Origin of the sequence: Streptomyces sp. MMG1121, from assembly GCF_001280015.1 — a bacterium.
Lineage (GTDB): Bacteria > Actinomycetota > Actinomycetes > Streptomycetales > Streptomycetaceae > Streptomyces.
The window spans coordinates 25,601-49,362 of the sequence record NZ_LGDV01000262.1; the positions used below are offsets into that span (position 1 = coordinate 25,601).

Here is a 23,762-nt window from a genome sequence, read left to right on the forward strand (position 1 = left end):
GCAGTCGAACGCCACTGGCACCGCCACCGGTACGCACACCCCCACCGGTACGAACGCAGCCGCCCCGGACGCCGACACGTTCCCGCGCAGTCGTCGGTCGGCGGACGAGCCCGTCGGAGCGAGGTTCATCCGCGGGCCTTGCCGGCGGCCTTGCGGGCGCGCAGCAGCTCGGCGGCGAGCGGGAGCAGGGACACGACGACGATCAGCGCGATCACCGGCAGCAGGTACGTGTCGATGCTCGGGATCGAGGAGCCCAGCGCGTATCCGGCGAGCGTGAGGCCGAGGCTCCACACGAGTCCGCCCGCCATCTGCCAGAGGGTGAAGGTCCGGGCCGGTACGCCGAGCGCGCCCGCCATCGGGTTCAGCACCGTACGCACCACCGGGATGAAGCGGGCCAGCACGATCGCCTTCGCGTAGCCGTACCGCTCCAGCAGTTCCTCGGCGCGGTGCGCGCCCTCGCGCAGCTTCGCCGACCGGCTGCGGGCCAGCAGCGCACTGCCCGCCTTGCGGCCGATCAGGAACCCGCACTGCGCGCCGGCCAGCGCGCCGACGGCCGCCGCGCCGAGCAGCGGACCGAGCGAGAGGTGCAGCCCGCGGTCGGCGGAGCCCGTGCACAGCAGGCCCGCCGTGAACAGCAACGAGTCCCCGGGCAGGAAGAACCCGATCAGCAGGCCGGTCTCGGCGAAGAGCACCACACCGACGCCGAGCACACCGAAGGCGGCGAGCAGGGAGTGGGCGTCGAGCACGTTGACCGCGAGCTGCGATGCCAGGTGTGGGGGAGCGGCCATCGCCGTACGCCTTTCCTTCGGCTCTCTTCGGGATACATCCGGCTCTTCCGGGAGTACCTCTCGACTACATCCGACTACATATTTGTAGACGGTCGACCGGACTGAAGACGAACGCGGAGAGCGGATCGTTCCCGGCCTTTACCCGGCCATTGCCCGTTCATGACTGACTGGCTACACGGACGTAGTCATGATGGTCCGCGAAGGTTAGGCATGCCTTCACTAAGTAAGTCTGGGAGGGCCGCAGGTCATGTGGGACGACGCGTTTCCGAGTTTCCTGATCGGATTGAGGGAGGGACTCGAAGCCGGACTGATCGTCTCCATCCTGATCGCCACCCTGGTCCGGGCCGACGCACGCGCGCGCCTGCCCCAGGTGTGGACCGGTGTCCTGGCCGCCGTCGCGGTGGCCATGAGCTTCGGCGCGGTGCTCACCTTCACCGCCGCCTCCATGCCGCAGACCGCCCAGGAGGCGTTCGGCGGCACCCTCAGCGTGATCGCCGTCGCGTTCGTCACCGCCATGGTGTTCTGGATGCGCCGCTCGGCCCGCGGCCTGTCCGGCGAACTGAAGGAGAAGGTGACCGGCGCGCTCGCCATGGGCTCGGGCGTGCTGATCCTCACCTCCTTCCTCGCGGTGGGCCGTGAGGGCCTGGAGACCGCCCTGTTCCTGTGGACCACCGCCCAGGCGGCCGGCGAGTCCGCGGGCCCGCTGACCGGCGCCGCTGTCGGCCTGGTCCTCGCGACGGCCCTGTGCTGGGGCCTGTACCGCCGCGTGCTGAAGATCAACCTGACGAAGTTCTTCACCGCCACCGGCGCCGTCCTGATCGTCATCGCGGCCGGCGTCCTCGGCTACGGCCTGCGCGACCTCCAGGAAGGCGGCGTGCTGCCCGGCAAGACCGCCTACGCCTTCGACCTCGCGAACAGCGTCGACGCCGGCTCCTGGTACAGCACGCTCCTCCAGGGCGTCCTCAACCTCACCCCGACCATGACCTGGCTCCAGGTGGTGGCCTACGTCGCCTACCTCGCCGTCGTCATGACCCTGTTCGTGCGCGGCGTACGCACCGCCACCCCGAAGCCGGCCAGGGAACGCCCCGCGCGGGAGCCGAAGGCGGACCGGCCCGCGCGGCGCCGCCCGGTCTGGGTGCTGCCGGCCGCCGTGGTCGCCGTACCCGCCGTCATCGCCGGCCTCGTCGTCGCCCTCGCCCGGCCCAAGCCCGCCGGGGACCAGACCGTCGCCGTCTCCGAGACCGAGTGCGGCAAGGGCTTCACCGCGCCCAAGCCGGGCCGGCAGACCTTCCAGATGCGCAACACCGGCGGCAAGACCTCCGAGGTGTACCTGGTCGACCCCTCGACCAACGCGGTCTACGGCGAGATCGAGGGCCTGGCCCCCGGCACCACCCGCGACCTCGTCGCCACCGTCGCCGGCGGCACCTACGCCTGGCGCTGCGTCCCCACCGGCGGCAAGGCCGTCACCTCCAAGTCGGTCAGCGTCAGCGGCGGCGGCGCGGTCAAGCCGGTCGTGCCCGTCTCCGAGCAGGACCTCGCCGCACCCCTGAAGGCGTACAAGACGTACGTCGGCCAGGGCCTGGCCACCCTCGTCGCCCAGACCCGCACCCTCGCCGACGACATCTCGGGCAACCACCTGGACAGGGCCCGCACCGACTGGCTCACCGCGCACCGCACCTACTCCTCGCTCGGCGCCGCCTACGGAACCTTCGAGGACTTCGACAAGAAGATCAACGGCCGGGCCGACGGACTGCCGGACGGCGACCAGGACAAGGACTTCAGCGGCTTCCACCGCATCGAGTACGGCCTGTGGCACGGCCAGTCGGCCAAGGACCTGACCGGCCCCGCCCAGCAGCTCACCACGGACGCCGACGGGCTGCGCAAGGCCTTCCCCAGCCAGGACTTCGACCCCGGCGACCTGCCGCTGCGCGCACACGAGATCCTGGAGAACACCCTCCAGTTCGAGCTGACCGGCGACACCGACGAGGGCAGCGGCACCAACCTCGCGACCGCCGACGCCAACCTGGCCGGCACCCGCGAACTGCTCACCGTCCTCAAGCCGCTGCTCACCCCGCGCGCGCCCAAGCTGCTCCCGACCGTCGACGCGGACATCGCCCGCGTGCAGAAGCTGCTGGACGCCGCCCACGACGGCGATCACTGGACGCCCGTCGACAAGCTCGACGCGACCGACCGGCAGCGTCTGAACGGCGCCACCGGCCAGCTGCTGGAGGACCTCTCCGTGGTCCCGGACCTGCTCGAGATCCGGAAGTCCGCCTGATGACCGCCGCGCACCCGTACTCCGAAGGGAACCCACCGATGTCCTCCGCCGACACGCCGACCTGCCCCGTCGGCCCCGCCCGCCGCTCCTTCGTGCGGAGCGCGCTGGGCGCCGGTGCCGCGGGAGCGGTCCTGGCCGGCGGCGGCTTCGCCCTCGGCGAGAGCGGCGGCACCGCCGAGGCGCAGCCCGCGAACGCCGACGGCGCCATGAAGGTCCCCTTCCACGGCACCCACCAGGCGGGCATCGTCACCGCCGCACCGGCCGCCGCCACGTTCCTCTCCCTGGACGTCATAGCCGACGACCGGGCGGGCCTGACCGACCTGCTGAGGACCATCACCGAGCGGGCCCGCTTCCTCACCTCCGGCGGCACCCCCACCGACCTCGGTGTCGGCGCGCCGCCCTCCGACAACGGCATCCTCGGCCCCGAGGTCCCCTCGGACGGCCTCACCGTCACCGTCGGCGTCGGCGCCTCCCTCTTCGACGACCGCTACGGCCTCGCCAAGGCCAGGCCCGCCCGGCTCACCCCGATGCGGACCTTCCCGAACGACAACCTGAACGCGGCCGAGTGCCACGGCGACCTGTCCCTGCAGATCTGCGCCCAGAGCACGGACACCGTGCTGCACGCGCTGCGCGACATCGCCAAGCACACCCGCGGCGCCATGCAGATCAAGTGGCGCATCGACGGTTTCCAGAACGCCCCGCGCCCCACCGGCGCCCAGCGCAACCTGCTCGGCTTCAAGGACGGCATCGCCAACCCGGACGTCAACTCCGCGCGCGAGACGAACAAGCTGATCTGGGTCGGCGACGGCCAGGGCGAGCCGGCCTGGACCGCGGGCGGCAGCTACCAGGTGATCCGGATCATCCGGATGCTGGTCGAGTTCTGGGACCGCGTCTCGCTCAGCGAGCAGGAGCTGATGTTCGGCCGCCGCAAGGACACTGGCGCCCCGCTCGACGGCGCCAAGGAGACCGACATCCCCCAGTACGCCAAGGACCCGCAGGGCAACGCCATCCCGCTGGACGCCCACATCCGCCTCGCCAACCCGCGCACCGCGAAGAGCGACAGCTCCCGCATCCTGCGCCGCGGCTTCAACTACGACCGGGGTGTGGACAACGTCGGCAACCTCGACATGGGCCTGGTGTTCTGCTGCTACCAGCAGGACGTCAAGCGCCAGTTCGAGGCCGTGCAGACCCGGCTGATCGACGAGCCCCTGGTCGACTACATCTCCCCGACGGGCGGCGGCTACTTCTTCGCCCTGCCCGGGGTACGGGACGCCAAGGACTGGCTGGGCCGGGGCATGCTCTCCGCCTGACCGAAACTCCAGGTCAAGGGCAGGCCTTTCCCTTTTCTTTTCCTTTTCCATGGGAAAGGCCTGTCGCTCCCTTTACTGCACATGAGTTGCAAGTAGGAGAGGATGGCGCGAGGCTGCATGATGCAGCCGCACCCGTATCACCGAAGGAAAGACCCTCCCGATGACGGCCGCCCCTGGTTCCGCTCCATCCCTCCCCGCCCAGGCCGGCGGCAAGCCGTCGGCCTGGCACCGCGTCCGCGGCTCGATGACGCGGCAGGAGTGGGTCAGGGTCGGCGGGATGGCCGGCTTCGTCCTCGCGCTGCACGTCATCGGCTGGGGCATCCTGGCCGGCATCGTGGCGCCGCAGCACTTCAGCGTCGGCAAGGAGTCCTTCGGCATCGGCATCGGGGTCACGGCGTACACCCTGGGCATGCGGCACGCCTTCGACGCCGACCACATCGCGGCCATCGACAACACCACCCGCAAGCTCATGGGCGAGGGACAGCGCCCGTTGTCGGTCGGCTTCTGGTTCTCCCTCGGCCACTCCAGCATCGTCTTCGGCCTCGCCCTGCTGCTCTCGCTCGGCATGCGCACCCTGGCCGGCCCGGTCCGTGACGACAACTCCCGTCTGCACGAGGTCACCGGCCTGATCGGTACGACCGTCTCCGGCGCCTTCCTCTACCTCATCGCCGGCATCAACCTCGTCATCCTGGCCGGCATCTGGAAGGTGTTCCGCCGGATGCGCTCCGGCGACTACGACGAGGCCGCCCTGGAGCACCAGCTGAACAACCGCGGCTTCATGAACCGCCTGCTCGGCCGGGTCACCGGCTCGATCCGCAAGCCGTGGCAGATGTACCCGCTGGGCCTGCTGTTCGGCCTGGGCTTCGACACGGCCACCGAGATCGCCCTGCTGGTCCTCGCCGGCTCCGGCGCCGCCTCCGGCCTGCCCTGGTACGCCATCCTGTGCCTGCCGGTCCTGTTCGCCGCCGGCATGTCGCTGCTGGACACGATCGACGGCTCGTTCATGAACTTCGCCTACGGCTGGGCCTTCTCCAAGCCGGTGCGCAAGGTCTACTACAACCTCACCATCACCGGCCTGTCCGTCGCCGTCGCCCTGATCATCGGCACCGTGGAACTCCTCGGCCTCCTCGCCGACAAGCTGGACCTCCACGGCGCGTTCTGGGACTGGATCTCCGGCCTCGACCTCAACACCGTCGGCTTCGTCATCGTCGGCCTGTTCTTCGTCACCTGGGCCATCGCCCTGCTGGTGTGGAAGGCGGGCCGTATCGAGGAGAAGTGGACGGCGGGCCTGGCGGAACAGTCGGCGGACTGAGCCCCGTGAAGGGCGCTAGTCCAACCGGTCGATCTGGCGGAGCCGATTCGTGGCGTCCAGCGCGGCCACCTTGTACGACTCCGCCAGCGTCGGATAGTTGAACACCGCGTTGACCAGGTAGTCCACCGTGCCCCCGCAGCCCATCACGGACTGCCCGATATGGATCAGCTCCGTCGCGCCCGAGCCGAAGCAGTGCACCCCGAGCAGGGTGCGGTCCACCGGGGAGACCAGCAGCTTCAGCATCCCGTGGGAGTCACCGATGATCTGCCCGCGGGCCAGCTCCCGGTACCGGGCCACCCCCGCCTCGAAGCCGTGTGCGGGTCGGTGAAGCGGGCGGTCCCGGAGAACACCGTCACCTGGTTGCGGGCGAGCTGGTTGCGGACGGCGTCCACCTCGCGGCCGACCACGTGCCGGGTGCGCGCGGTCAGGTCGGCGACGGTGATCTCCTCCTTCAGCCGGTAGCTCTGCCCGTACAGGTCGCGCTGGGTCAGCCCCGTCAGGTACAGCACGGCCTCGCGCAGTGTCTTGGACGGGATGGTGCCGGTGTGCAGGGAGACCCCGCCGAGCATGTCGGGGCGGTCGACGACGGCGACCCGGCGGCCGAGCTTGGCCGCGGCTATGGCGGCCTTCTGGCCGCCGGGTCCGGATCCGATGACGAGCATGTCGAAGTCGGGCATCTCGGGAGTCTGACAGCCGTCCGGCCCGGTCCGTAAGGGCTCGCCGCCACCGGAAGTCGCCCGCGTTCGGGGCGGGGCCGCATGCCGGCACGCGGCCCGGTGCCCCTGTCGGTGCCTCGGTTCTCCGGACGCCCTACGGCAGCAGCTTCTCGATGGCCGCCCGGCCCTCCGTGTCCAGCTTGCGGCGGGCCCAGTCGAGGTTCTTCGGGGTGACGTCCCTGCCCGCCGCCATCACCAGGTCCTCCGCGGTGACGTCCTGGGAAGGAGCGGTGTGAAGCAGGGCGTCCGGGGTGCAGTGGTCGTCGGACGACCGGGACTCGTCGGGTGTGGTTGTCGACATGATGCCTCCTCCTCGGTCCGGATGACCGCATCCGTGCCGGTGCCGCCGAACGGGGCACACCCCCACCATTGCCCGCCACGGCGCACCCTGCATCTTCAGACGCGCAGGGGACGTCTTCCCGCACCATGGAAGAGCACGCGCTCCTAAGCTGGAAGACATCTCGCACCGCTCACCGGGAGGCCGCAGATGGCCGAGACCCCGTTCGCCGAGTACACCCGCCCCGGCCCGCGCTATCTGCCGATCGCCGAGCACGGACTCATCGGCGACCTGCGCAGTGTGGCCCTGGTCGGCACCAACGGCACGATCGACTGGTACTGCTGCCCGTCCTTCGACTCGCCCAGCGTCTTCGCAGCCGTCCTCGACGCCGAGCGCGGCGGCTCCTTCGAGCTGGCCGCGGCCGTACCCGCACGCACCAAGCAGTTCTACTTCCCCGACACCAACGTCCTGATCACCCGGTTCTTCACCGAGGACGGCGTCGGCGAGGTGCAGGACTTCATGCCCGTGACCACCGACGGCCCGGGCGAGGCCGGCCGACACCGGCTGATCCGGCGCGTGGTCTGCGTCCGCGGCACCGTCCCCTTCCGGGCGCAGATCGCCCCGCGCTTCGACTACGGCGCCGTCCCGCACACCCTGCGCACCGTCGGCGGCACCGTGCTGTTCGAGTCGGCCGAGCGGTCCCTGGCGCTGACCTCCACCGTCACCCTGGAGTGCGACGCCCGGGACGCGCGCGCCGACTTCAAGCTAGGCGAGGGCGAGACCGCGGTGTTCGCCCTCGACCAGGTCGGCGAGGCCGTGGCGCCCCGCGGCTGTGCCCGCATGGAGGCCGAGCACGAGTTCAACGCCACCGTCGCCTACTGGCGGCACTGGCTGCACCAGTCCCGCTACCGGGGCCGCTGGCGCGAGATGGTGCACCGCTCCGCCCTCACCCTGAAGCTCCTGACCTACGCCCCCACCGGCGCCATCGTCGCCGCCCCCACCACCAGCCTGCCCGAGCAGCTCGGCGGCGAGCGGAACTGGGACTACCGGTACGTGTGGGTGCGCGACGCCGCCTTCGCCGTCTACGCGCTGCTACGGCTCGGCTTCACCGGCGAGGCCGAGGCCTTCATGCGCTTTTTGACCACCCACGTCAGCCCCTGCGACGCCGACGGCGCCGCCCCGCTGCAGATCATGTACGGCATCGACGGCCGCACCGAGCTGCCCGAGCGCGAACTGCCGCATCTGGAGGGACACCAGGGCTCCGCCCCGGTCCGGGTCGGCAACGCCGCCGCCGACCAGCTCCAGCTGGACATCTACGGCGCCCTGATCGACTCGATCTACCTCTACGACAAGTGGGCCCAGCCGATCTCCAGCGAGCAGTGGGACAACGTGTGCCAGCTGGTCGACTGGGTGTGCTTCCACTGGGACCAGCCCGACGAGGGCGTGTGGGAGACCCGCGGCGGGCGCAAGAACTTCCTGTACTCGCGGCTGATGTGCTGGGTGGCGATCGAGCGGGCCATCCGCCTCGCCAACCGGCGCGGACTGCCCGCCGACCTGCCCCGCTGGGGCCAGGCCCGCGACACCATCTACCGGCGGATCATGGACCGCGGCTGGTCACAGCGGCGGGGCGCCTTCGTGCAGTACGAGGGCGGTGACGTGCTGGACGCCTCGCTGCTGATGATGCCGCTCGCCAAGTTCGTCGCCCCCACCGACCCCAAGTGGCTGTCCACCCTGGACGCCCTCGGTGAGGACCTGGTCTCCGACTCCCTCGTCTACCGCTACGACCCGCAGGCCAGTCCCGACGGGCTGCGCGGCGACGAGGGCACCTTCTCGATCTGCTCCTTCTGGTACGTCGAGGCCCTGGTCCGGGCGGGCCGGGTCGACGAGGCCCGGCTGGCCTTCGAGAAGATGCTCACCTACGCCAACCACCTCGGCCTGTACGCGGAGGAGATCGGCCGCACCGGCGAGCAGCAGGGCAACTTCCCGCAGGCCTTCACCCATCTGTCCCTGATCAGCGCCGCGTTCAACCTCGACCGCGCCCTCGGCTGAACGACGGCTTTCGCGCAGCCGAACCGGGAACCGGGAACCGGAACCGGGGACCGGCCCGGCGGAGTCCACCCGCGCCCGGTCGCCGCGCAGTCGGCTGCCGACGACGGCCGAGGCGAACGCGGTGAACTCCGCATCGCCGTCCGCCGGCCCTCGTCCTCCACCGGATCCGGCTCCGGGCCGGCCGCCGTGATCGCGGCGGCGATCTCCGCCCCCGGACGGTCGGCCGAAGCGCACCGGGCGCATCCCCGGTATCCAGGTGTGTCCTCAGCACCGTTCCCGCGGCGCTCTACGGCAGCGGCTGCTCCGCCCAGATGATCTTGCCGTGCGGGGTGTAGCGGGTGCCCCACCGGTCGGCGAGCTGCGCGACCAGGAACAGGCCCCGGCCGCCCTCGTCGGTGCTCGCCGCGTACCGCAGATGCGGCGAGGTCGTGGTGCGGTCGGAGACCTCGCAGATCAGCGAGCGGTCGCGCAGCAGCCGTACCCCGATCGGACCGCGCCCGTAGCGGATGGCGTTGGTGACCAGCTCGCTCAGGATCAGCTCCGTCGTGAAGTCCAGCTCCGCCAGCCCCCATTCCGCCAGCTGCCCGGTCACCGAGGCCCGTACCTGGGACACCGCCGCCGGATCGGACGGCACCTGCCACTGCGCCACCCGGTCGGCGCCCAGCACCCGGGTCCGGGCGACGATCAGCGCGACGTCGTCGCTCGGCCGGGCCGGCAGCCGCTCCAGCACCGTGCGGCAGGTCTCCTCCGCAGAGGCGTCCGGCGCCCGGAGCAGGGCGTCGCGCAGCAGCTCCAGGCCCTCGTCGATGTCCCGGTCCCGGTCCTCGACCAGCCCGTCGGTGTACAGCACCAGCCGGCTGCCCTCGGCCAGCTCCAGTTCGGCCGTCTCGAAAGGCAGCCCGCCCAGCCCCAGCGGTGGACCCGCCGGCACCTCCGGATACTCCACACTGCCGTCGGGACGCACCAGGGCGGGCGGCGGATGGCCGGCCCGGGCCAGGGTGCAGCGCCGCGAGACCGGGTCGTAGACCGCGTACAGACAGGTCGCGCCGATGATCGCCGCCGCGCCGTCGACGGAGGTCTCGTCCTGGTCGATCCGGCCCACCAACTCGTCCAGCAGACCGAGGAGTTCGTCGGGCGGCAGATCGAGCGACGAGAAGTTGTGCACCGCCGTGCGCAGCCGGCCCATGGTGGCCGCCGCGTGCAGCCCGTGCCCCACGACGTCCCCCACCACCAGCGCCACCCGGGCCCCGGACAGCGGCAGCACGTCGAACCAGTCGCCGCCCACCCCGGACTGCGCCGGCAGATAGCGGTAGGCGATCTCCAGCGCGCCCTGCTCGGGCAGCGTGCGCGGCAGCAGACTGCGCTGCAGGGTCACCGCCATGCTGTGCTCGCGGGTGTAGCGGCGGGCGTTGTCGATGGACACCGCTGCCCGCGCGACCAGCTCCTCGGCGAGCGCCAGCTCCTCGGAGTCGAACGGCTGCGGCTTCTCCGAACGCCAGAAGTTCGCCACGCCCAGCACCAGGCTGCCCGCGCGCAGCGGCACGGTGATCAGCGAGTGGATGCCGTACTCCACGACCTGCTCGGTGCGCTCCAGGTCCTGCGCGCGCCAGCCGGGCGCGTCGCGCAGCCGCGGCACCACGACCGACTGCCCGGTGGTCAGACTGCGCGCCTGCGGCGAGGTGGCCACGAACCGGATGTGCTCGCCGACCGGGTACAGCGGGGCGTCCTTGCGGACACCGGCGGCGGCCGAGCGGCGCAGCGCGGTGCCCGGCCGCGGCTCCTCCCCGTGCAGCACCGCGTCGAACAGGTCCACGGTCGCGAAGTCGGCGAACCGGGGCACCGCCAGCTCGGCCAGTTCCGCCGCGGTACGCGACACGTCCAGGCTGGTGCCGATGCCCACCCCGGCGTCGTACAGCATGTTCAGCCGCTCGCGCGCCACCTCGGCCCGGCCGGACACGGCGCGCAGCTCGGTCGAGTCGCGCAGCGTGGTCACGCTGCCCGCCGGACCGCCGCGCAGATCGGTGGGGCGCTGGTTGATCGCCAGCAGCCGGTCCTTGACCAGGTGCACCTCGTCCGTCGCCACCCGCCCGGAGGCCAGCAGCGCCGCCGTCTCGTCGTCCAGGCCCAGCTCCAGCACGCTGCGCCGTTCGGCGTCCGCCGGCAGGTCCAGCAGCCGGTGCGCCTCGTCGTTGGCGAGCAGCAGCCGGGCGTCGTCGCCGACGATCAGCACGCCCTCGCGGACCGCGTGCAGCACCGCGTCGTGGTGCTCGTACATCCGGGTCATCTCGTACGGTCCGAGGCCGTGCGTCTGGCGCAGCAGCCGTCTGCTGACCAGGGCCGTGCCGCCGGTCGCGAGCACGAGGGCCGCGGCGGCCGCCGCGAGCAGCAGCGGCAGTTGCTGGGCGGCGGCCCCGCCCACGTGCGCCGTGGTGATCCCCGCCGAGACCAGGCCCACCACCTTGCCGGCGTTGTCCTTCACCGGCACCACGACCTGCACGAGCGGCCCTATCGTGCCGTTGACGTGCTCGACCACCGTGCCCCCGGCCAGCGCCGGGGCGATCGTGCCGACGAACTTCTTGCCGATGCGGTCCGGTTTGGGGTGCGTGTAGCGGATGCCGTCGGTGTTCATCACGACGACGAAGTCCACGCCGGTCGCCTTGCGCACGGCCTCGGCCTTCGGCTGGAGCACGGCCGTCGGATCCGCGGTGCGCAGCGCGGCCGCCGTGCCCGGCGCGTTGGCGAACGACTGGGCGACCGCGAGTGAACGGTTCTGCGCCTCGGTGTCGCTGTCGTGCCGGACCTGGAGCACCTGAGCCACCACGGCCGAGACGACCAGCAGCAGCACGATCACCACTTGGAGGACGAAGACCTGTCCGGCGACGCTGCGTCCCGTCACCGCGGACCGCAGCACACCCACCCGGCCGTCGGGAGTACCCGAACCGTCCGGCGTCGGGTCCTTCGGTGCGCGCGGGTGCCCGAACGTCCGGGGCGGCCGGGTCGCGTTCCGGCCGGGCAGTCGCACCATGTGCCCATGTCTACACTGCGCAGCCCCGTCAGGCGAGAGCGTCGCCTGGAGTGGCGGCCGTCGCCCCCGACGGCGCGATCCGGTCACGGGCGGGACGGGGGAGCAGAACGGCGGGCGGCGAGCAGCAGCGCCACGTCGTCAGGGCGGTCGGCGGCGTGCCGCGCGGTGGCGGTGAGCCGGTCGGCGACCTCGGCCAGCGACCGCCCGCCGCGCCGCCCGGCGACGGCCCCGGCGAGCGCCAGCCGCAGCGCCGTGATGCCGTCGTCGATGTCGGCATCCGGCTGCTCCACCAGCCCGTCCGTGTACAGGGCGAGGATCGCGTCCGGCTCCAGCAGCAGCTCGGCCACCGGGTACCGGGCGTGCGGATCCACGCCGAGGACGACACCGCCGGGGATGTCCAGCAGCCGGGTACGGCCGTCGGGACAGCGCAGCAGCGGCGGCAGGTGCCCCGCCCGGGCGACCAGCGCCCGGCCGGTGGCCGGATCCAGCCGCAGGTAGCAGCAGCTGGCGAACTGACTGGGGTCGAGGTCGATCAGCAGACGGTTGGTGCCGCTCATCACCTCGTCCGGCGGCCGGTCGCCCAGCGCGAACGCGCGCACCGCACTGCGCAGCTGGCCCATCGTGGCCGCCGCCTGCACCCCGTGCCCCTGCACATCGCCGATCACCAGCGCGAGCCCGTCACCGGCCTCGACCACGTCGTACCAGTCGCCGCCCACGTCCATGCCCTGCGTGCCCGGCAGATACCGGGCCGCGGTCTCCACCCGGGGGTGCGCCGACAGCCGGTGCGGCAGCAGCGCCTGCTGGAGCCCGCGGGCGAGGGCCGCCTCGCTGTCGTAGCGCTGCGCCCGCTCCATGGCGTGCGCGATCGGCCCGGCGAGCGCGGTGAGGACCGTACGTTCCTCGGTGCTGATGTGGCGTGAACGGTCGAAGCCCAGGATGCACGAGCCCACCGACCGGCCGGAGGCGATCAGCGGCAGGAAGGCGCGGGCGCCCTCGTCGGCGTCCAGCGGGATGCCCGGATAGGCGGCCGTCAGCGACTGCATCGACTCGAAGAACAGCGGCCGGCCCGTGGTCAGGGCCTCCACGCCGGGCAGGCGTGCGTCGAGGCCCACCCCCTCGAACGGGGCCAGGAACCCCTGCGGGAAGCCGCTCTCCCAGGCCAGATACAGATGCCGCTCCTGGAGCAGATAGATCGCCAGACGCCGGCCGCCGAACGCGGGCAGCAGCTCCTGCATGACCACCGCCGCCACCTGACGGGCGGTCACCGCGTCCGTCAGCGCGATGGCCAGGGCGATCGGCCGGTACAGCGGCGCCATCGAGTGGTCGGCAGGATCCTCGGGCACATGTACCTCGGGGACCGGCCCGCCCGGCGTGTCCAGCCGGCTGGCGGGGACGAGTGTGCAGGTCAGCAGGTCCGCACCGGGATGCACGGACACGGCGAGCCAGCCGCCCCCGTCGGGCTGCTCACCAGCGCCGACCGGACGCTGCGCATGGAAGTGCACCGGATCCGGGGCCAGCAGCGCGCCGCGCAGATGGTCGTCGTACGGCGGACCGGCCAGCCACGGCATCGCCTCCCACAGCGGTCGCCCGAGCAGCCACCCCCGGTCCCGTCCCGTGAGCCGGGCCGCGGCCTCGTTGGCGTACACGATCAGCCCCAGCCGGTCCAGGCAGAACACCCCCTGCGGCAGCAGGTCGGCCGCGCCGTCCGCGGACGCGGCCGGGCCGGGCGCGAGGACCACCCCGCCGATCCGCTCCGCCTCCGCGTCCTCGGCCGCCGGCCACAGGTCCAGCAGCCGCGGCGTGCCGTCCCGGGCCCGCAGGCTCAGCGGCGCGCCCGGCGGTTTTCCGGCGGCGGTGTCGCGCAACGCCGCCAGGATCCGCTCCGCGTCGAGCGGGGCGACGGCGTCCGCGAACGCCGCGTCCGTCCCCGCGAACTGGCCGGGGCGCAGGCCGAGCAGGGCGTGCAGCCGGTCGTCCGCGCGCACCGCGCCGGTCACCGGATGCCAGCTGAACCGCCCTACCACGGGCTGCGCGGGCCGGCTCGTTGGCGGCCGTACGCACAGCGGCTCGGTCTCCCAGACGATCGCGCTCGGATCTCCGGCGGCGAGTGCCAGCAGCTCGGTGCCGAGCCCCTCGGCGAGCCGGGCGAGCAGCTCCTCGTCGAGCGGCTCCTCCGTCAGGTCCGTCACCGCCGGGCGCAGCACCATGAGCACGCCGAGCGGCTCGCGCCCGCCCGGCACCGGCACATGCACCGACCCGAACGGGAAGGGCAGGCCCGCGGCGAACTGCGGATACCGGCGCACCGTCTCGGCGGCGTTCGCCAGCACCACCCGCACACCGAGCCGGTAGGCGTCGGCCACCGGGAAGGGGCGGGCGACGTGCAGCCGCCACCAGGGGCGGAACAGCGGTCCGGGCAGCCCGGCGAGCACCGCGAGACGCAGCAGGCCCGGTGTGCCGGAGCGCAGGTACACGCCCGCGCCCCGGCCGGTCGCCGCAGCGAGGGCGGCGGTCGAGGCGTCGGCCAGCAGCGCGGCCAGCCTGGCCCGCGCACGGACCACCTGCTCGTCGCCGCTCCCAGCCATCGGCCCTACCTCGTCCTGTACGCCTTCCGGGTGGCTGACACAGCAAGAATGCGCCCGGAGGAGCGGGGAACGCACCTGGGCGGGTGGGGAGGAGCCTGGAGCCCACCTGGGCGGGTGGGGAGGGGAGTGCCTCGTCCGGTCGGCAGATGGAACGACGGCCGGGTTGACGGGCGGGGTGACGGCCGGCGGCGCGGCCACTCACGTGGCCTAGCCGCAGGTCGTCCAGGTGGCGGGCCCATCGGGCGGCTCCTAGTAATGGATTGCGTAATGTCGCGGCCGTGTGCGGCGGCGCAGATGTGGCCGCACCCGTCGACTGGAGCCGAGATGACGACCCGCTCTCCGTACCCCCCTGACGACGCCCTCATAGCCTCCTCCGCACAGGTCCCCAACGGCGTCCGCACCCCGTCCCCGCACCTTCTGCTGCGGCCGACCGCGCCGTCCTCGACGCCGATTTCCGAAGCTCCCCACCACGAGAGCCCGGACGAGGGTCCCCACGCGGTCTCGCACGAGGGTCTGTACGGGGTTGTGTACGTGGCTCCCCCCGCGGTCTCCCACCCGCCCGAGGTCCGTGACGAGACCGGGGTGGTCCACGCGGCCTTGCACGACGGCGAACCGCCGTACAGAGATCCCCTGCGCGGCCTGGTCCACGCGGCCGTGGCCGACCGTCCCCTCGCGGACGTCGTCCATCTCATCACGCTGCTGGAGAACTCGCCCGAGCACGCCGGAGCCACGACGGACGCGCTGCGCGCGATCGGCGTCGACCGGTCCGTGGAGGATCTGGCCCGCCTGGTGACCCTGCTGACCACACCGCCCCGGGGGACCGACAGCGCCGACGAGGCGATCCGTGCCGCCGCCGCGAGCCGTCCGCTGGAGGACGTCACCCGGCTGATGCAGCTGCTGTACAGCTCACCCGTGGAGCCCCACTGCGGGCAGGCCGCCGTGCGGGCGGCCGCCGCCAACCGTCCCATCGAGGAACTCGCCGAGCTGATCGGCCGGTTGGCCGCGAACCGCACCGGATGCGACATCCGCCCGCGGCCCGAGTCGGCGCACCCCGAGTTCGCCGTGGCCGCGGAGGCAGCGCCCGAGGCCGTGTCCGTGCCCGAGGCCGTGCCCGAGGCCGTATCCGTGCCCGTGTCCGTGTCCGTGCCCGTGTCCGTGCCCGAGGCGATGGCAGCGCCGGCCGCCGGTCCGCGGGACCGGTCCGCCGATGACCAGCCGGCGAAGGATCAGCCCGCGAAGGAACGGTCGGCGAAGCGCTTGCTCACGAAGGACCGGCCGGCGACGGACCAGGGCGGGCGCCGGGACCCGGACCGGGTCGGCCGGGGTTCTCTGGTCGCCGCGCGGATCGCCTGTGGCGCCGCACTGCTCGTCCTCCTGTGCGGGGTGGCCTACGTCCCGCGCTTCTGGGCCGGGCTGCCCCAGGGCGTCCACGTGGCCACCGCGCTCGCCTCGGGGCTGTGTGTGCTGCCCGCTCTCGCCCTGCCCGCCCGGACGGCACAGGTCAGGCTCGTCGCGGCGACGGCCGCGCTCGGCGTCACCGCGGCGCTCGCCGTCGGGCAGTTCCTCGGCGACCGGCTCGGCCTGCCGGAACCGTCCCGGCTGTGGGACGCGACCCTGGCCCCGCCATGGCTCGCCCTCACGGCGGCCGCGCTCGCCGCACTGGCCGCGCTGGCGGTCCTGCTGACCGGCCTGTTCACGGGCCGCGGCCGCCTCGACGACGCGGGCTGACCGTGCGCCCACGGCCCGGGCTTGGTTCGGCTCGCCGGGCGGGCCGGTCACGCGCCCTGTCCGGCTCCGCCCAGCTCAGCGCCCCGCGGGATCTGCCCGGTTGCGTGCTTCTGTCGGCTTCGGCCGGTTCCGTGCCTCCCGGGGGATCTGCGCGGTTACGTGCCTCCGTCGGCTTCGCCCAGCGCCGCGCCCCCGTCCGGCTCCGCTGCCGCGGCGTGCACCGGACGCGGACGCAGAACCAGGTGGCCGTCGACCCGGGCGGCCGCCATGGCGAACGGGAAGGTATCCGCTTCCAGGCACATCGTCACGTCCTCGGAGTGCACACCCGCCCAGCCGCGCCGCACGCCCTCGGCGAGCCGTGCGGCGGCCTCGGAACGCCGGGCCCGGTCGAGGTAGGGGCCCGGATCGGTGTCTTCCGTGCGGACGCGGTCCGCGATGTACCGGGCGCAGGCGAGATCCTCCTCGGCCCGCCCGCCGTCCCCGGTGACGACGAAGGTCACCGTCTGCGGCCGGGCCCGCCGCAGCAGCTCGGCGGTCGCGCCGGCCACCACGAAGCTCGCGCACAGCAGCAGCCCGGCGTCCGCCACGGCCAGCGCCCCGGCCGTCCCGGCGGTTGTCTTCTGCACGACCGTACGGCCCCGTACGTCCAGCGAGCGCAGCCGGGCGGGCGAATTGGCCAGGTCGAACCCCGGCACCGGCGCTCCGTCCTGGAACGCGAGCCAGCCGGGGTGAGCGGCCTTCAGCTCCAAGGCCTCCTCCTGCGTACCGGCGAACACGATCCGCTCGGCGCCCCGCCAAAACGCCCAGGCGGCCACGGTGAACGCCCGCATGACGTCGACGACCACGGCGACGTCCGGAGCGGCCGGGGTACCGGGTATCCCGGTGAACTCGGGCTGCATCGCTCCATGATGCGGCACCCGGCCTTCGTTCAGAGGTCGGTCGGCGGCAGTGGCCGGGCGGCGCGCAGGCTGCGCAGTGCGAGGAGCAGGACGCCGATGTCGTCTAGGTAGACGGGGTCGGGCAGCAGGTCGGTGGGGAGCAGCAGATACGCCACCGCGCCCCAGAACACCCAGCGCGGGCCCGTCGGCAGCCCGGCCCGCCGCAGCGTGTTCCGCGCCCGCACCAGCCGCACCAGCAGGCCGACCGCGACGGCGAGCAGCCCCGCCGCGATGACGGCGCCGACCACCAGCAGAGTGGTCGTGGAATCCATGCCGCCTCCTTTCGGCCTGCTTGCGCTTGTCTGCCCAGGGAGGGTTACGACTTCTGGTCCGTACCCGTACCCGTATCAGTGCCAGTGCCAGTGCCAGTGCCAGTGCCCGTATCCGAATCCGTATCGGGTGACTGCTGCCGCGGGCCCTTGGCCGTCAGCCTCAGCCGTTCGAACGTCCGCGTCAGCTGCTGGAGCGCGCCCGGTGTCCGGGACGCGGGACGCTGCTGCTGCGGCAGGGCGGGCGCGGGGACGTCACGGTAGGCGGCCAGGGCCGCGAGGGCCTGCTCGGCCGCGTCCTTGTACAGGTCCCGGGACTTCGTCATCGCCTCCAGCGCCTCGGCGTACCGGGCGGACAGCTGCCGTTCGCGCTCCAGTTCCTCCCGGAGAGTCATCAGGGTCCAGTTCTCGCGCAGGTCGCTCAGCGCCTCCTCGGCCCCGTGCGGCAGGGGCCGGGCCTGGGCGGCGAAGTGCCGCAGGGCCGCGAGGAGTTCGGTCGGCTGGGAACCGTCCAGGAAGACGCTGCGCACCCGGTGCTCCCGGCCGTCGTAGCCCTCCGGTGCCGGGTCCGGCGGCAGCAGCACGGCGCCGCCGCGCGGCACCTCGACACCGAGGGCCTTCAGCGCCCAGTTGACGGCGCGGAACTGGTGCGGGGCGGCCCGGTGCTCCACCACGCGGTGCCGCAGGCCGGGCGGCAGCAGCCGGGCCAACGGCAGCCGGCCCTGCTCGTCCGGGGTCATCGCCTCGTGCACGACGACGTTGACGCACCATCCCTCACGGGCCGCGTCCCGCAGCCGGCGGCGCATTTCCTTGTCGTCCGCGGGCAGCGCGTTGACCTGCCGCAGGCGCAGACCGGTGACCGTGGCGTGCTGGTCCCAGGAGCCGTCGTCGCCCTCACCGGTCCCGCGCTCGGGCCAGAACAGGGTCGCGGGCGAGGGCCAGGTCTCGTCCCAGGGCCGCTCCGCCTCCGCGACGATGCGCCACTCGTGGCCCTTCGGCCGGCCCTCGGCCGGTACGAGGGTGAGCCGGGCCCGCACGGTCACCGTGCCGTCGGCCCGCCAGCGTGCCTCGAAGATCCGTCCGCTCGCGTCCTCGGGTACGCGCGGTTCGGCGAAGTCGTCGATGTCCCCGCTCTCCTGGTGCCGGCGCAGGGTGCGCCGGACGACCTCGTCGGGGCAGGGACCGGTGTGGTGACCGCGGACCGCCCAGAGAGTCTGCGGGAAGGCGGCGCGGTCGGTGGCGGAGTTCGACATGAGTCAATCTGCTGATGAGGGCGGGTGAGCTTCCCAGTATCACCGCTCGGCGGGGAAACACGTCGTCGGGGGCCGGGAGACGGCGCGTGTCCGCGGGTGCACGCGCCCGCGCGCGTGGTGTGCGCCGTACACACGGGGTGCGTGGGGAAAACGCGTCGGGTGACCGCCGCGCGCACGTGGCCGGGCCCTCCTGCGGCGCCCACAATGGGTGGGCGAGCGGGGCCCGCCCACCCATCCGCTTGGGGCGGACCCCGCTCCTGCGGGTTCGTGTCGCGCGCGGCACGCGCGCGTGGCCGCCGTCACCGGTGAGCGTGCGACGGTCGCGGCCCCGCGCCGGACGGAGTGTCTTCCTACGGAGTGTCTTCCTAGGGAGCGAGGGGGTCGGCGCCGCGGCGCCGACCCCCTCGCTCCCTAGGATCCGGGACTTACGCCCCGCTCTCCCGCAGCATGTCCTCGCGCTCCACGAGCTTCACGCGCTCGCGGCCCTGCGGCTCGCCCAGCGCCCGCTCGGCGGCGTCCAGCTTGTACCAGCCCTCCCAGGTGGTGAAGCGGATCTCGCGCTCGGCGAGGAAGGCGTCGACGGCGTCCGGCTCGGGCGAGGACGGGGTGTGCAGGCGGCCGCCCGCGTGGTCGGCCAGCAGGTTGGCGACGGTCTCGTTGGCGTCGCCCTTGGTGTGGCCGATCAGACCGACGGGGCCGCGCCGGATCCAGCCGGTGACGTACGTGGACTGCAGGTGGGTGCCGCCCTCCTCGATGACCCGGCCGCCCTCGTCCGGGACGGTGCCCGAGTCGATGTCCCAGGGCAGCTTGGGCAGCTTCTCGGAGAGGTAGCCGACCGCGCGGTAGACCGCCGTGACGTCCCAGTCCTTGAACTCGCCGGTTCCCTTGACGTTGCCGGTGCCGTCGAGGGCGGTGCGCTCGGTGCGCAGGCCGACGACCTCGCCGTCCGCGCCGAGGATCTCCGTGGGGGACTCGAAGAAGTGCAGGAACAGCTTGTGCGGCCGGTTGCCGACGTCGCGGATCGCCCAGTTCTCCAGCGTCTTGGCGACCATGTCGGCCTGCTTGTTGCCGCGCCGGGTCTCGATCGAGCCCTCGTCGTAGTCGATGTCCTCGGGGTCGACGATGACCTCGATGTTGGGGGAGTGGTCCAGCTCGCGCAGTTCCATCGGGCTGAACTTCGCCTGGGCCGGGCCCCGGCGGCCGAAGACGTGGACCTCCAGGGCCTTGTTCGCCTTCAGGCCGTCGTAGACGTTCGGCGGTATCTCGGTCGGCAGCAGCTCGTCGGCGGTCTTGGCGAGGACGCGGGCGACGTCGAGGGCGACGTTGCCGACGCCGAGCACGGCGACCTTCTCGGCCTGGAGCGGCCAGGTGCGCGGCACGTCCGGGTGGCCGTCGTACCAGGAGACGAAGTCGGCGGCGCCGTAGGAGCCGTCCAGCTCGATGCCGGGGATCGACAGCTCGCGGTCGGCCATGGCGCCGGTGGAGAAGATCACCGCGTCGTAGAAGTCGCGCAGGTCGTCCAGGCTGATGTCGGACGGGTAGTCGACGTTACCGAAGACGCGGATCTGCGGCTTGTCGAGGACCTGGTGCAGGGCGGTGATGATGCCCTTGATGCGCGGGTGGTCGGGGGCGACGCCGTACCGGATCAGGCCGAACGGTGCGGGCATCCGCTCGAAGAGGTCGATGGACACGCCGGGGTCGGCGGCCACCTCGGACTTGAGCAGGGCGTCGGCGGCGTAGATCCCGGCGGGACCGGCACCGACGATGGCTACCCGCAGGGGGCGCGGCATGATCAGGTTCCCTTCGAACGTGGACAGGCGGCTCGATGGGGAAGCCTAAACTAAGGCAGACCTAAGTTAGTACGGGGGTCCCGTCTATGACCCCATAAGGCGATCTTATGACTTGCCCAGGATGGCCTTATGGAGTGCCGGGGGGCACTGCCCGCTCTGGAGCCGGTTCCCTCGGCTCGCCGCCCTCGGGTCGGTTCCTTCGGGGTGGTTCCCTGAGGGTGGCCCATGCCCGACCCTGTCCTCGACGCACCGAACGGTGCCGGACGGCGGCGAGGGGCGAGGGGTGAAGAAGCGTGGGCGGACGCGCGGGGACGACCGTGGCGGTGACGGGCGGCAGCGGCTTCGTCGGCAGCCACCTGGTACGACGACTGCTGGAGCGCGGCTACCGGGTGCGTACGACGGTGCGCAGTGCCGCCGACGTCCGCAAGGTCCGCCCGCTGTGGGAGCTTCAGGAGGCGTTCCCCGGTCAACTGTCGCTCCTTGAGGCCGACTTGCTGAAGGAGGGCTCGTTCGACAGGGCCTTCCAGGGCTGTGCGACCGTCTTCCACGTGGCCTCGCCCTTCCTGATGCCGGAGCGCATCCGGGACGGCCGACGGGACGTCGTGGACCCGGCGCTGCTCGGCACCCGTAACGTCCTGGCGGGCATCGAGCGGACCACGGAGATACGGACCCTGGTGTTCACCTCGACCGTCGGCGCGATCTTCGGCGACTACGCCGACGTGCTCGCGATGGAGGGCCAGGTCCTGTCGGAACGCTACTTCAACAGCACCAGCACGGTCGCGAACAACCCCTACCACTACGCCAAGACCCTTGCGGAACGCGTCGCCTGGGAGGCGGAGGCCGCTCAGGGCCGCTGGCGCATGGTGTCGGTCAACCCGGGGCTGGTCCTGGGCCCTTCGTTCACCCCCGCGTCCGACTCGGGCAGCCTCTTCCTGCTCGACGAGCTGTTCCGGGGCTACTTCTGCTACGGCGCACCGGACTTCAGTTTCACCACGGCGGACGTCCGGGACGTGGCCGACGCGCACATCGCGGCGGCGGAGAACCCGGCGGCCAGGGGCCGTTACATCGTGGCCGCCGAGACGATGGCGTCGTTCCACGAGATGTCCCGCGTCGTCCGCGCCCACCACCCCCGTGACCTGCGGCTGCCGAGCACCAGGCTGCCGCACTGGCCGGTACGCGTCCTCGGCCCCGCCTTCGGTCTCACCCAGGACTACATCCGCAAGCATCTCGGCATCCGCTTCCGCGTCGACAACCGCCGCGGCATCGACGAACTGGGCCTCACCTACCGGCCGATGGAGGAGACCCTGCTCGACCACTACGCGAGCCGGCGCGCGCATCGGCGCAGGGGCTGACCCGGACCCGGCCGGCGGACGGGGCACGTCACGCGGGCCGCACGATCCGGTGGATCGCCGATTCCCCGGCACCGTAGATCGACTCCTCACGGATCGTGGACCCCGGGCCCGGCGCGTGCACCATCATGCCGCCGCCGACATGCAGCCCCACATGCCGGTCGTCGTCGAAGAAGAGGACGAGATCACCGGGCTCGGCACCGGCGAGCGTGACCGGGGCGCCGGCGAGCGCCTGCTCGTGCGCGGCACGCGGCACCGTGACCCCGGCAGCCTTCCAGGCCGCCTGCGTCAGGCTGGAGCAGTCGTACGAGTCCGGCCCGGTCGCACCCCACACACACGGCTTCCCGATCTGTGCCCGAGCGAACGCGATGGCCTTGGCGGCCCGCAGGCCCCGGGATGCCCCGGGGGTCCAGCTGGGGGGCGGGGGTGCCGGTACGGCGAAGGCGCCCGTGTCGGTGGTGGCAGGAGTGGTGCCCAGGGGCAGGAGGGGGTCCTCAGTGACGGCCGTGGCCGAGCCGAGGGGCGAGAAGGAGCCGGTGTCGGTCGGTGGGGTGCTGGTGGTGTGTGCGGGCGAGCCCGTGTCGGTCAGGGGGGTGCTGGTGGGGTATGCGGGCGAGCCCGTCTCGGTCAGGGGGGTGCCGGAGGGGTGTGCGGGCGAGCCGGTGTCGGTCGGTGAGGCGTCGGCGGAGTACACGTGCGAGCCGATGTCCGTGACGGGTGCGGGGATCGTCCGGGACGGGAAGGGGCCGATGTCGCCCGGCCCGAGGTCCCCCACCGGCGCCGCTGACGGTGCCGCCGGCGCTACGGGCGCCACCCACTGCGGCTGCTGCCACTGACCGGTTGCCCGACCATCCGTCGCCGCGTCGGCCTGCGTGACCCGGGCGGTTCCCGTCTGCTCCGCCTGGACCACACCCGTCCGCCCCCACGGCGCGAGACCCGGCAGAGAAGACGACTGCTCCGCCCCGGCGCCCCCAACGGCCTGTGCGGGCGCGGCCGGCGTCATGAGCTGGGCCGTGTACAGGGAGAGGGTGTCGCTCGCGGCGGCGAGCTTGCGCTGGTTGTCCGCCTTCGATGCGCCGGGGGAGGGGCGGCCGGGCACGCCGGCGCCGGGCGGAATCGTGGACTGCCGGTACGGCGTGCCCTGAGCGGGGGGCGGTGCGGTGACCGGCAGGACGGCCGTCTGGACGGGACCTCGGCCGGACGGTGCTCCTTGCGCACCCGGGGTCATCAGCGCCGCTGCCTCCTGCCCGCCGGGCGCCATCAGGGTCGCCGCTGCCTGCCCGCCGAGCGGCATCAGGGCTGTCGCCTCCTGCCCACCTGGTGGCATGACAGTCGCCGTCCCTTGCCCACCCGGCACCATCAAGGCGGCTGTCCCTTGCCCACCCGGCACCATCAAGGCGGCTGTCCCTTGCCCACCCGGCACCATCAAGGCCGCCAACCCCCGGGAATCAGGGGCCGGCAAGAAGGCGTCCACGATGCCGGGCGGCGTCGGCTCCGGTGCGCTCGGGCCGTCGAACGGTTCCGCCCGGCCCGGCCCGGCCGAATCCGTTGTCGCAGCCGGGAGTTCGGCGCGTCGAGGACCCGGCAGTGCCGTGCGTCCACTGTCCGGCTCGGCACGAGGTCGGCGACCTGTCGTCTCCGACGCGGAGCCGCCCGCCGTCAGCTCGGCCACCGCGCGGTCCGCGCCCCGCTCCAGCGCCCGGGGCCGCCGGGCGGACGCGCTCGTACCCAGGGCGTCGCGTTCGCCGCCCCCGATCCGGTCCCGGGAACTCGCGGGAGGTGCCGGAGGGGCCGGCAGCCGGTCGGCGGGGAGTACGGCGGGGACCGTCGGGCCGCGCCTGGCGCGTGCCGCCTCGAACCACTGCCGAGTGATCTCGTCCAGCTCGGGGTCCGGCCGCCGGCCCGACCGCTTGGCCAGCGGAACGCCCCGTGAGCGCGTCGCCGCCATGGCCCGGGTCGCGTTGTAGTTCCCGGTCGCGTTCTCGGCCTGGTCGTAGAGGGATGCGATCCGCTGCCGAACCTCGTCGCGGCTCTCCGGCGCCATGGAAGAGGTGCTCCTTCCTTGCCCCGCAGGGCAGTTGGGCCGTTTCGTCCGGCT

15 protein-coding genes and 1 pseudogene are annotated in these 23,762 nt (G+C 72.8%); 6 read left to right on the top strand and 10 right to left on the bottom strand.

What is annotated here, in order from left to right; genetic code table 11:
- Positions 1-125 precede the first annotated feature (125 nt).
- Positions 126-788 carry a DedA family protein gene (locus ADK64_RS41115; protein ID WP_053667371.1) on the bottom strand — a complete coding sequence of 221 codons (663 nt, stop codon included), beginning with the start codon at positions 786-788 and terminating at the stop codon, positions 126-128.
- A 247-nt stretch (positions 789-1,035) separates the two neighbouring features.
- Between ADK64_RS41115 and efeU the strand changes: the two genes are divergently transcribed.
- From efeU to ADK64_RS41130, 3 genes are all read left to right on the top strand, one after another.
- Entirely contained in the window at positions 1,036-3,066 is a 2,031-nt protein-coding gene (efeU, locus tag ADK64_RS41120) for an iron uptake transporter permease EfeU (RefSeq protein ID WP_053667372.1), read from the top strand.
- Between the two features lie 38 nt (positions 3,067-3,104).
- On the top strand, positions 3,105-4,376 hold the full coding sequence (gene efeB / locus ADK64_RS41125; RefSeq protein WP_053667477.1) for an iron uptake transporter deferrochelatase/peroxidase subunit: 1,272 nt from the start codon (positions 3,105-3,107) through the stop codon (positions 4,374-4,376).
- 160 nt (positions 4,377-4,536) lie between these two features.
- Positions 4,537-5,688, top strand: coding sequence for a HoxN/HupN/NixA family nickel/cobalt transporter (locus ADK64_RS41130; RefSeq protein ID WP_199829855.1), 1,152 nt, complete (start codon positions 4,537-4,539; stop codon positions 5,686-5,688).
- A 15-nt stretch (positions 5,689-5,703) separates the two neighbouring features.
- Here ADK64_RS41130 and ADK64_RS41140 read toward each other — a convergent pair.
- Both ADK64_RS41140 and ADK64_RS41145 read right to left on the bottom strand, forming a co-directional pair.
- A pseudogene (locus ADK64_RS41140) lies at positions 5,704-6,365 on the bottom strand (FAD-dependent oxidoreductase).
- Positions 6,366-6,498: 133 nt separating this feature from the next.
- A complete protein-coding gene (locus ADK64_RS41145) occupies positions 6,499-6,705 on the bottom strand; it encodes a hypothetical protein (RefSeq protein ID WP_053667375.1) in 207 nt (68 codons plus the stop codon).
- A 186-nt stretch (positions 6,706-6,891) separates the two neighbouring features.
- Here ADK64_RS41145 and ADK64_RS41150 point away from each other — a divergent pair, with 186 nt between their 5' ends.
- Entirely contained in the window at positions 6,892-8,730 is a 1,839-nt protein-coding gene (locus ADK64_RS41150; protein ID WP_053667376.1) for a glycoside hydrolase family 15 protein, read from the top strand.
- A gap of 286 nt (positions 8,731-9,016) precedes the next feature.
- On the opposite strand, the gene ADK64_RS41155 is transcribed toward ADK64_RS41150, so the two are convergent.
- Both ADK64_RS41155 and ADK64_RS41160 read right to left on the bottom strand, forming a co-directional pair.
- Complete coding sequence (locus ADK64_RS41155) at positions 9,017-11,755, bottom strand: SpoIIE family protein phosphatase/ATP-binding protein (RefSeq protein WP_199829856.1); 2,739 nt, start codon at positions 11,753-11,755, stop codon at positions 9,017-9,019.
- 83 nt (positions 11,756-11,838) lie between these two features.
- Positions 11,839-14,337, bottom strand: a complete 2,499-nt coding sequence (locus tag ADK64_RS41160) for a SpoIIE family protein phosphatase (RefSeq protein WP_053667377.1) — start codon at positions 14,335-14,337, stop codon at positions 11,839-11,841.
- A 324-nt stretch (positions 14,338-14,661) separates the two neighbouring features.
- On the opposite strand from ADK64_RS41160, the gene ADK64_RS41165 reads away from it, so the two are divergent.
- Positions 14,662-16,065, top strand: a complete 1,404-nt coding sequence (locus tag ADK64_RS41165) for a hypothetical protein (protein ID WP_107093236.1) — start codon at positions 14,662-14,664, stop codon at positions 16,063-16,065.
- Between the two features lie 155 nt (positions 16,066-16,220).
- On the opposite strand, the gene ADK64_RS41170 is transcribed toward ADK64_RS41165, so the two are convergent.
- The 4 genes from ADK64_RS41170 to ADK64_RS41185 form a co-directional block, all read right to left on the bottom strand.
- Positions 16,221-16,964: a 2-phosphosulfolactate phosphatase gene (locus tag ADK64_RS41170; protein WP_053667378.1), complete on the bottom strand. Its 744-nt coding sequence runs from the start codon at positions 16,962-16,964 to the stop codon at positions 16,221-16,223.
- Between the two features lie 29 nt (positions 16,965-16,993).
- Complete coding sequence (locus tag ADK64_RS41175) at positions 16,994-17,275, bottom strand: DUF1232 domain-containing protein (protein WP_053667379.1); 282 nt, start codon at positions 17,273-17,275, stop codon at positions 16,994-16,996.
- A gap of 44 nt (positions 17,276-17,319) precedes the next feature.
- Complete coding sequence (locus ADK64_RS41180; protein ID WP_053667380.1) at positions 17,320-18,525, bottom strand: hypothetical protein; 1,206 nt, start codon at positions 18,523-18,525, stop codon at positions 17,320-17,322.
- Positions 18,526-18,950: 425 nt separating this feature from the next.
- Positions 18,951-20,315 carry an FAD-dependent oxidoreductase gene (locus ADK64_RS41185; protein ID WP_053667381.1) on the bottom strand — a complete coding sequence of 455 codons (1,365 nt, stop codon included), beginning with the start codon at positions 20,313-20,315 and terminating at the stop codon, positions 18,951-18,953.
- A 293-nt stretch (positions 20,316-20,608) separates the two neighbouring features.
- Between ADK64_RS41185 and ADK64_RS41190 the strand changes: the two genes are divergently transcribed.
- On the top strand, positions 20,609-21,667 hold the full coding sequence (locus tag ADK64_RS41190; protein ID WP_053667382.1) for an NAD-dependent epimerase/dehydratase family protein: 1,059 nt from the start codon (positions 20,609-20,611) through the stop codon (positions 21,665-21,667).
- 28 nt (positions 21,668-21,695) lie between these two features.
- Here the strand turns inward: ADK64_RS41190 and ADK64_RS49415 are convergent, their stop codons facing one another.
- Entirely contained in the window at positions 21,696-23,708 is a 2,013-nt protein-coding gene (locus ADK64_RS49415) for an NlpC/P60 family protein (protein WP_420713117.1), read from the bottom strand.
- Positions 23,709-23,762: the final 54 nt, after the last annotated feature.

Bases quoted from the DNA above. Each gene is read 5' to 3' on its own strand.
- ADK64_RS41115 (WP_053667371.1), bottom strand. From the start codon at position 788: ATGGCCGCTCCCCCACACCTGGCATCGCAGCTCGCGGTCAACGTGCTC.
- efeU (WP_053667372.1), top strand. From the start codon at position 1,036: ATGTGGGACGACGCGTTTCCGAGTTTCCTGATCGGATTGAGGGAGGGA.
- efeB (WP_053667477.1), top strand. From the start codon at position 3,105: ATGTCCTCCGCCGACACGCCGACCTGCCCCGTCGGCCCCGCCCGCCGC.
- ADK64_RS41130 (WP_199829855.1), top strand. From the start codon at position 4,537: ATGACGGCCGCCCCTGGTTCCGCTCCATCCCTCCCCGCCCAGGCCGGC.
- ADK64_RS41145 (WP_053667375.1), bottom strand. From the start codon at position 6,705: ATGTCGACAACCACACCCGACGAGTCCCGGTCGTCCGACGACCACTGC.
- ADK64_RS41150 (WP_053667376.1), top strand. From the start codon at position 6,892: ATGGCCGAGACCCCGTTCGCCGAGTACACCCGCCCCGGCCCGCGCTAT.
- ADK64_RS41155 (WP_199829856.1), bottom strand. From the start codon at position 11,755: ATGGTGCGACTGCCCGGCCGGAACGCGACCCGGCCGCCCCGGACGTTC.
- ADK64_RS41160 (WP_053667377.1), bottom strand. From the start codon at position 14,337: ATGGCTGGGAGCGGCGACGAGCAGGTGGTCCGTGCGCGGGCCAGGCTG.
- ADK64_RS41165 (WP_107093236.1), top strand. From the start codon at position 14,662: ATGACGACCCGCTCTCCGTACCCCCCTGACGACGCCCTCATAGCCTCC.
- ADK64_RS41170 (WP_053667378.1), bottom strand. From the start codon at position 16,964: ATGCAGCCCGAGTTCACCGGGATACCCGGTACCCCGGCCGCTCCGGAC.
- ADK64_RS41175 (WP_053667379.1), bottom strand. From the start codon at position 17,275: ATGGATTCCACGACCACTCTGCTGGTGGTCGGCGCCGTCATCGCGGCG.
- ADK64_RS41180 (WP_053667380.1), bottom strand. From the start codon at position 18,525: ATGTCGAACTCCGCCACCGACCGCGCCGCCTTCCCGCAGACTCTCTGG.
- ADK64_RS41185 (WP_053667381.1), bottom strand. From the start codon at position 20,315: ATGCCGCGCCCCCTGCGGGTAGCCATCGTCGGTGCCGGTCCCGCCGGG.
- ADK64_RS49415 (WP_420713117.1), bottom strand. From the start codon at position 23,708: ATGGCGCCGGAGAGCCGCGACGAGGTTCGGCAGCGGATCGCATCCCTC.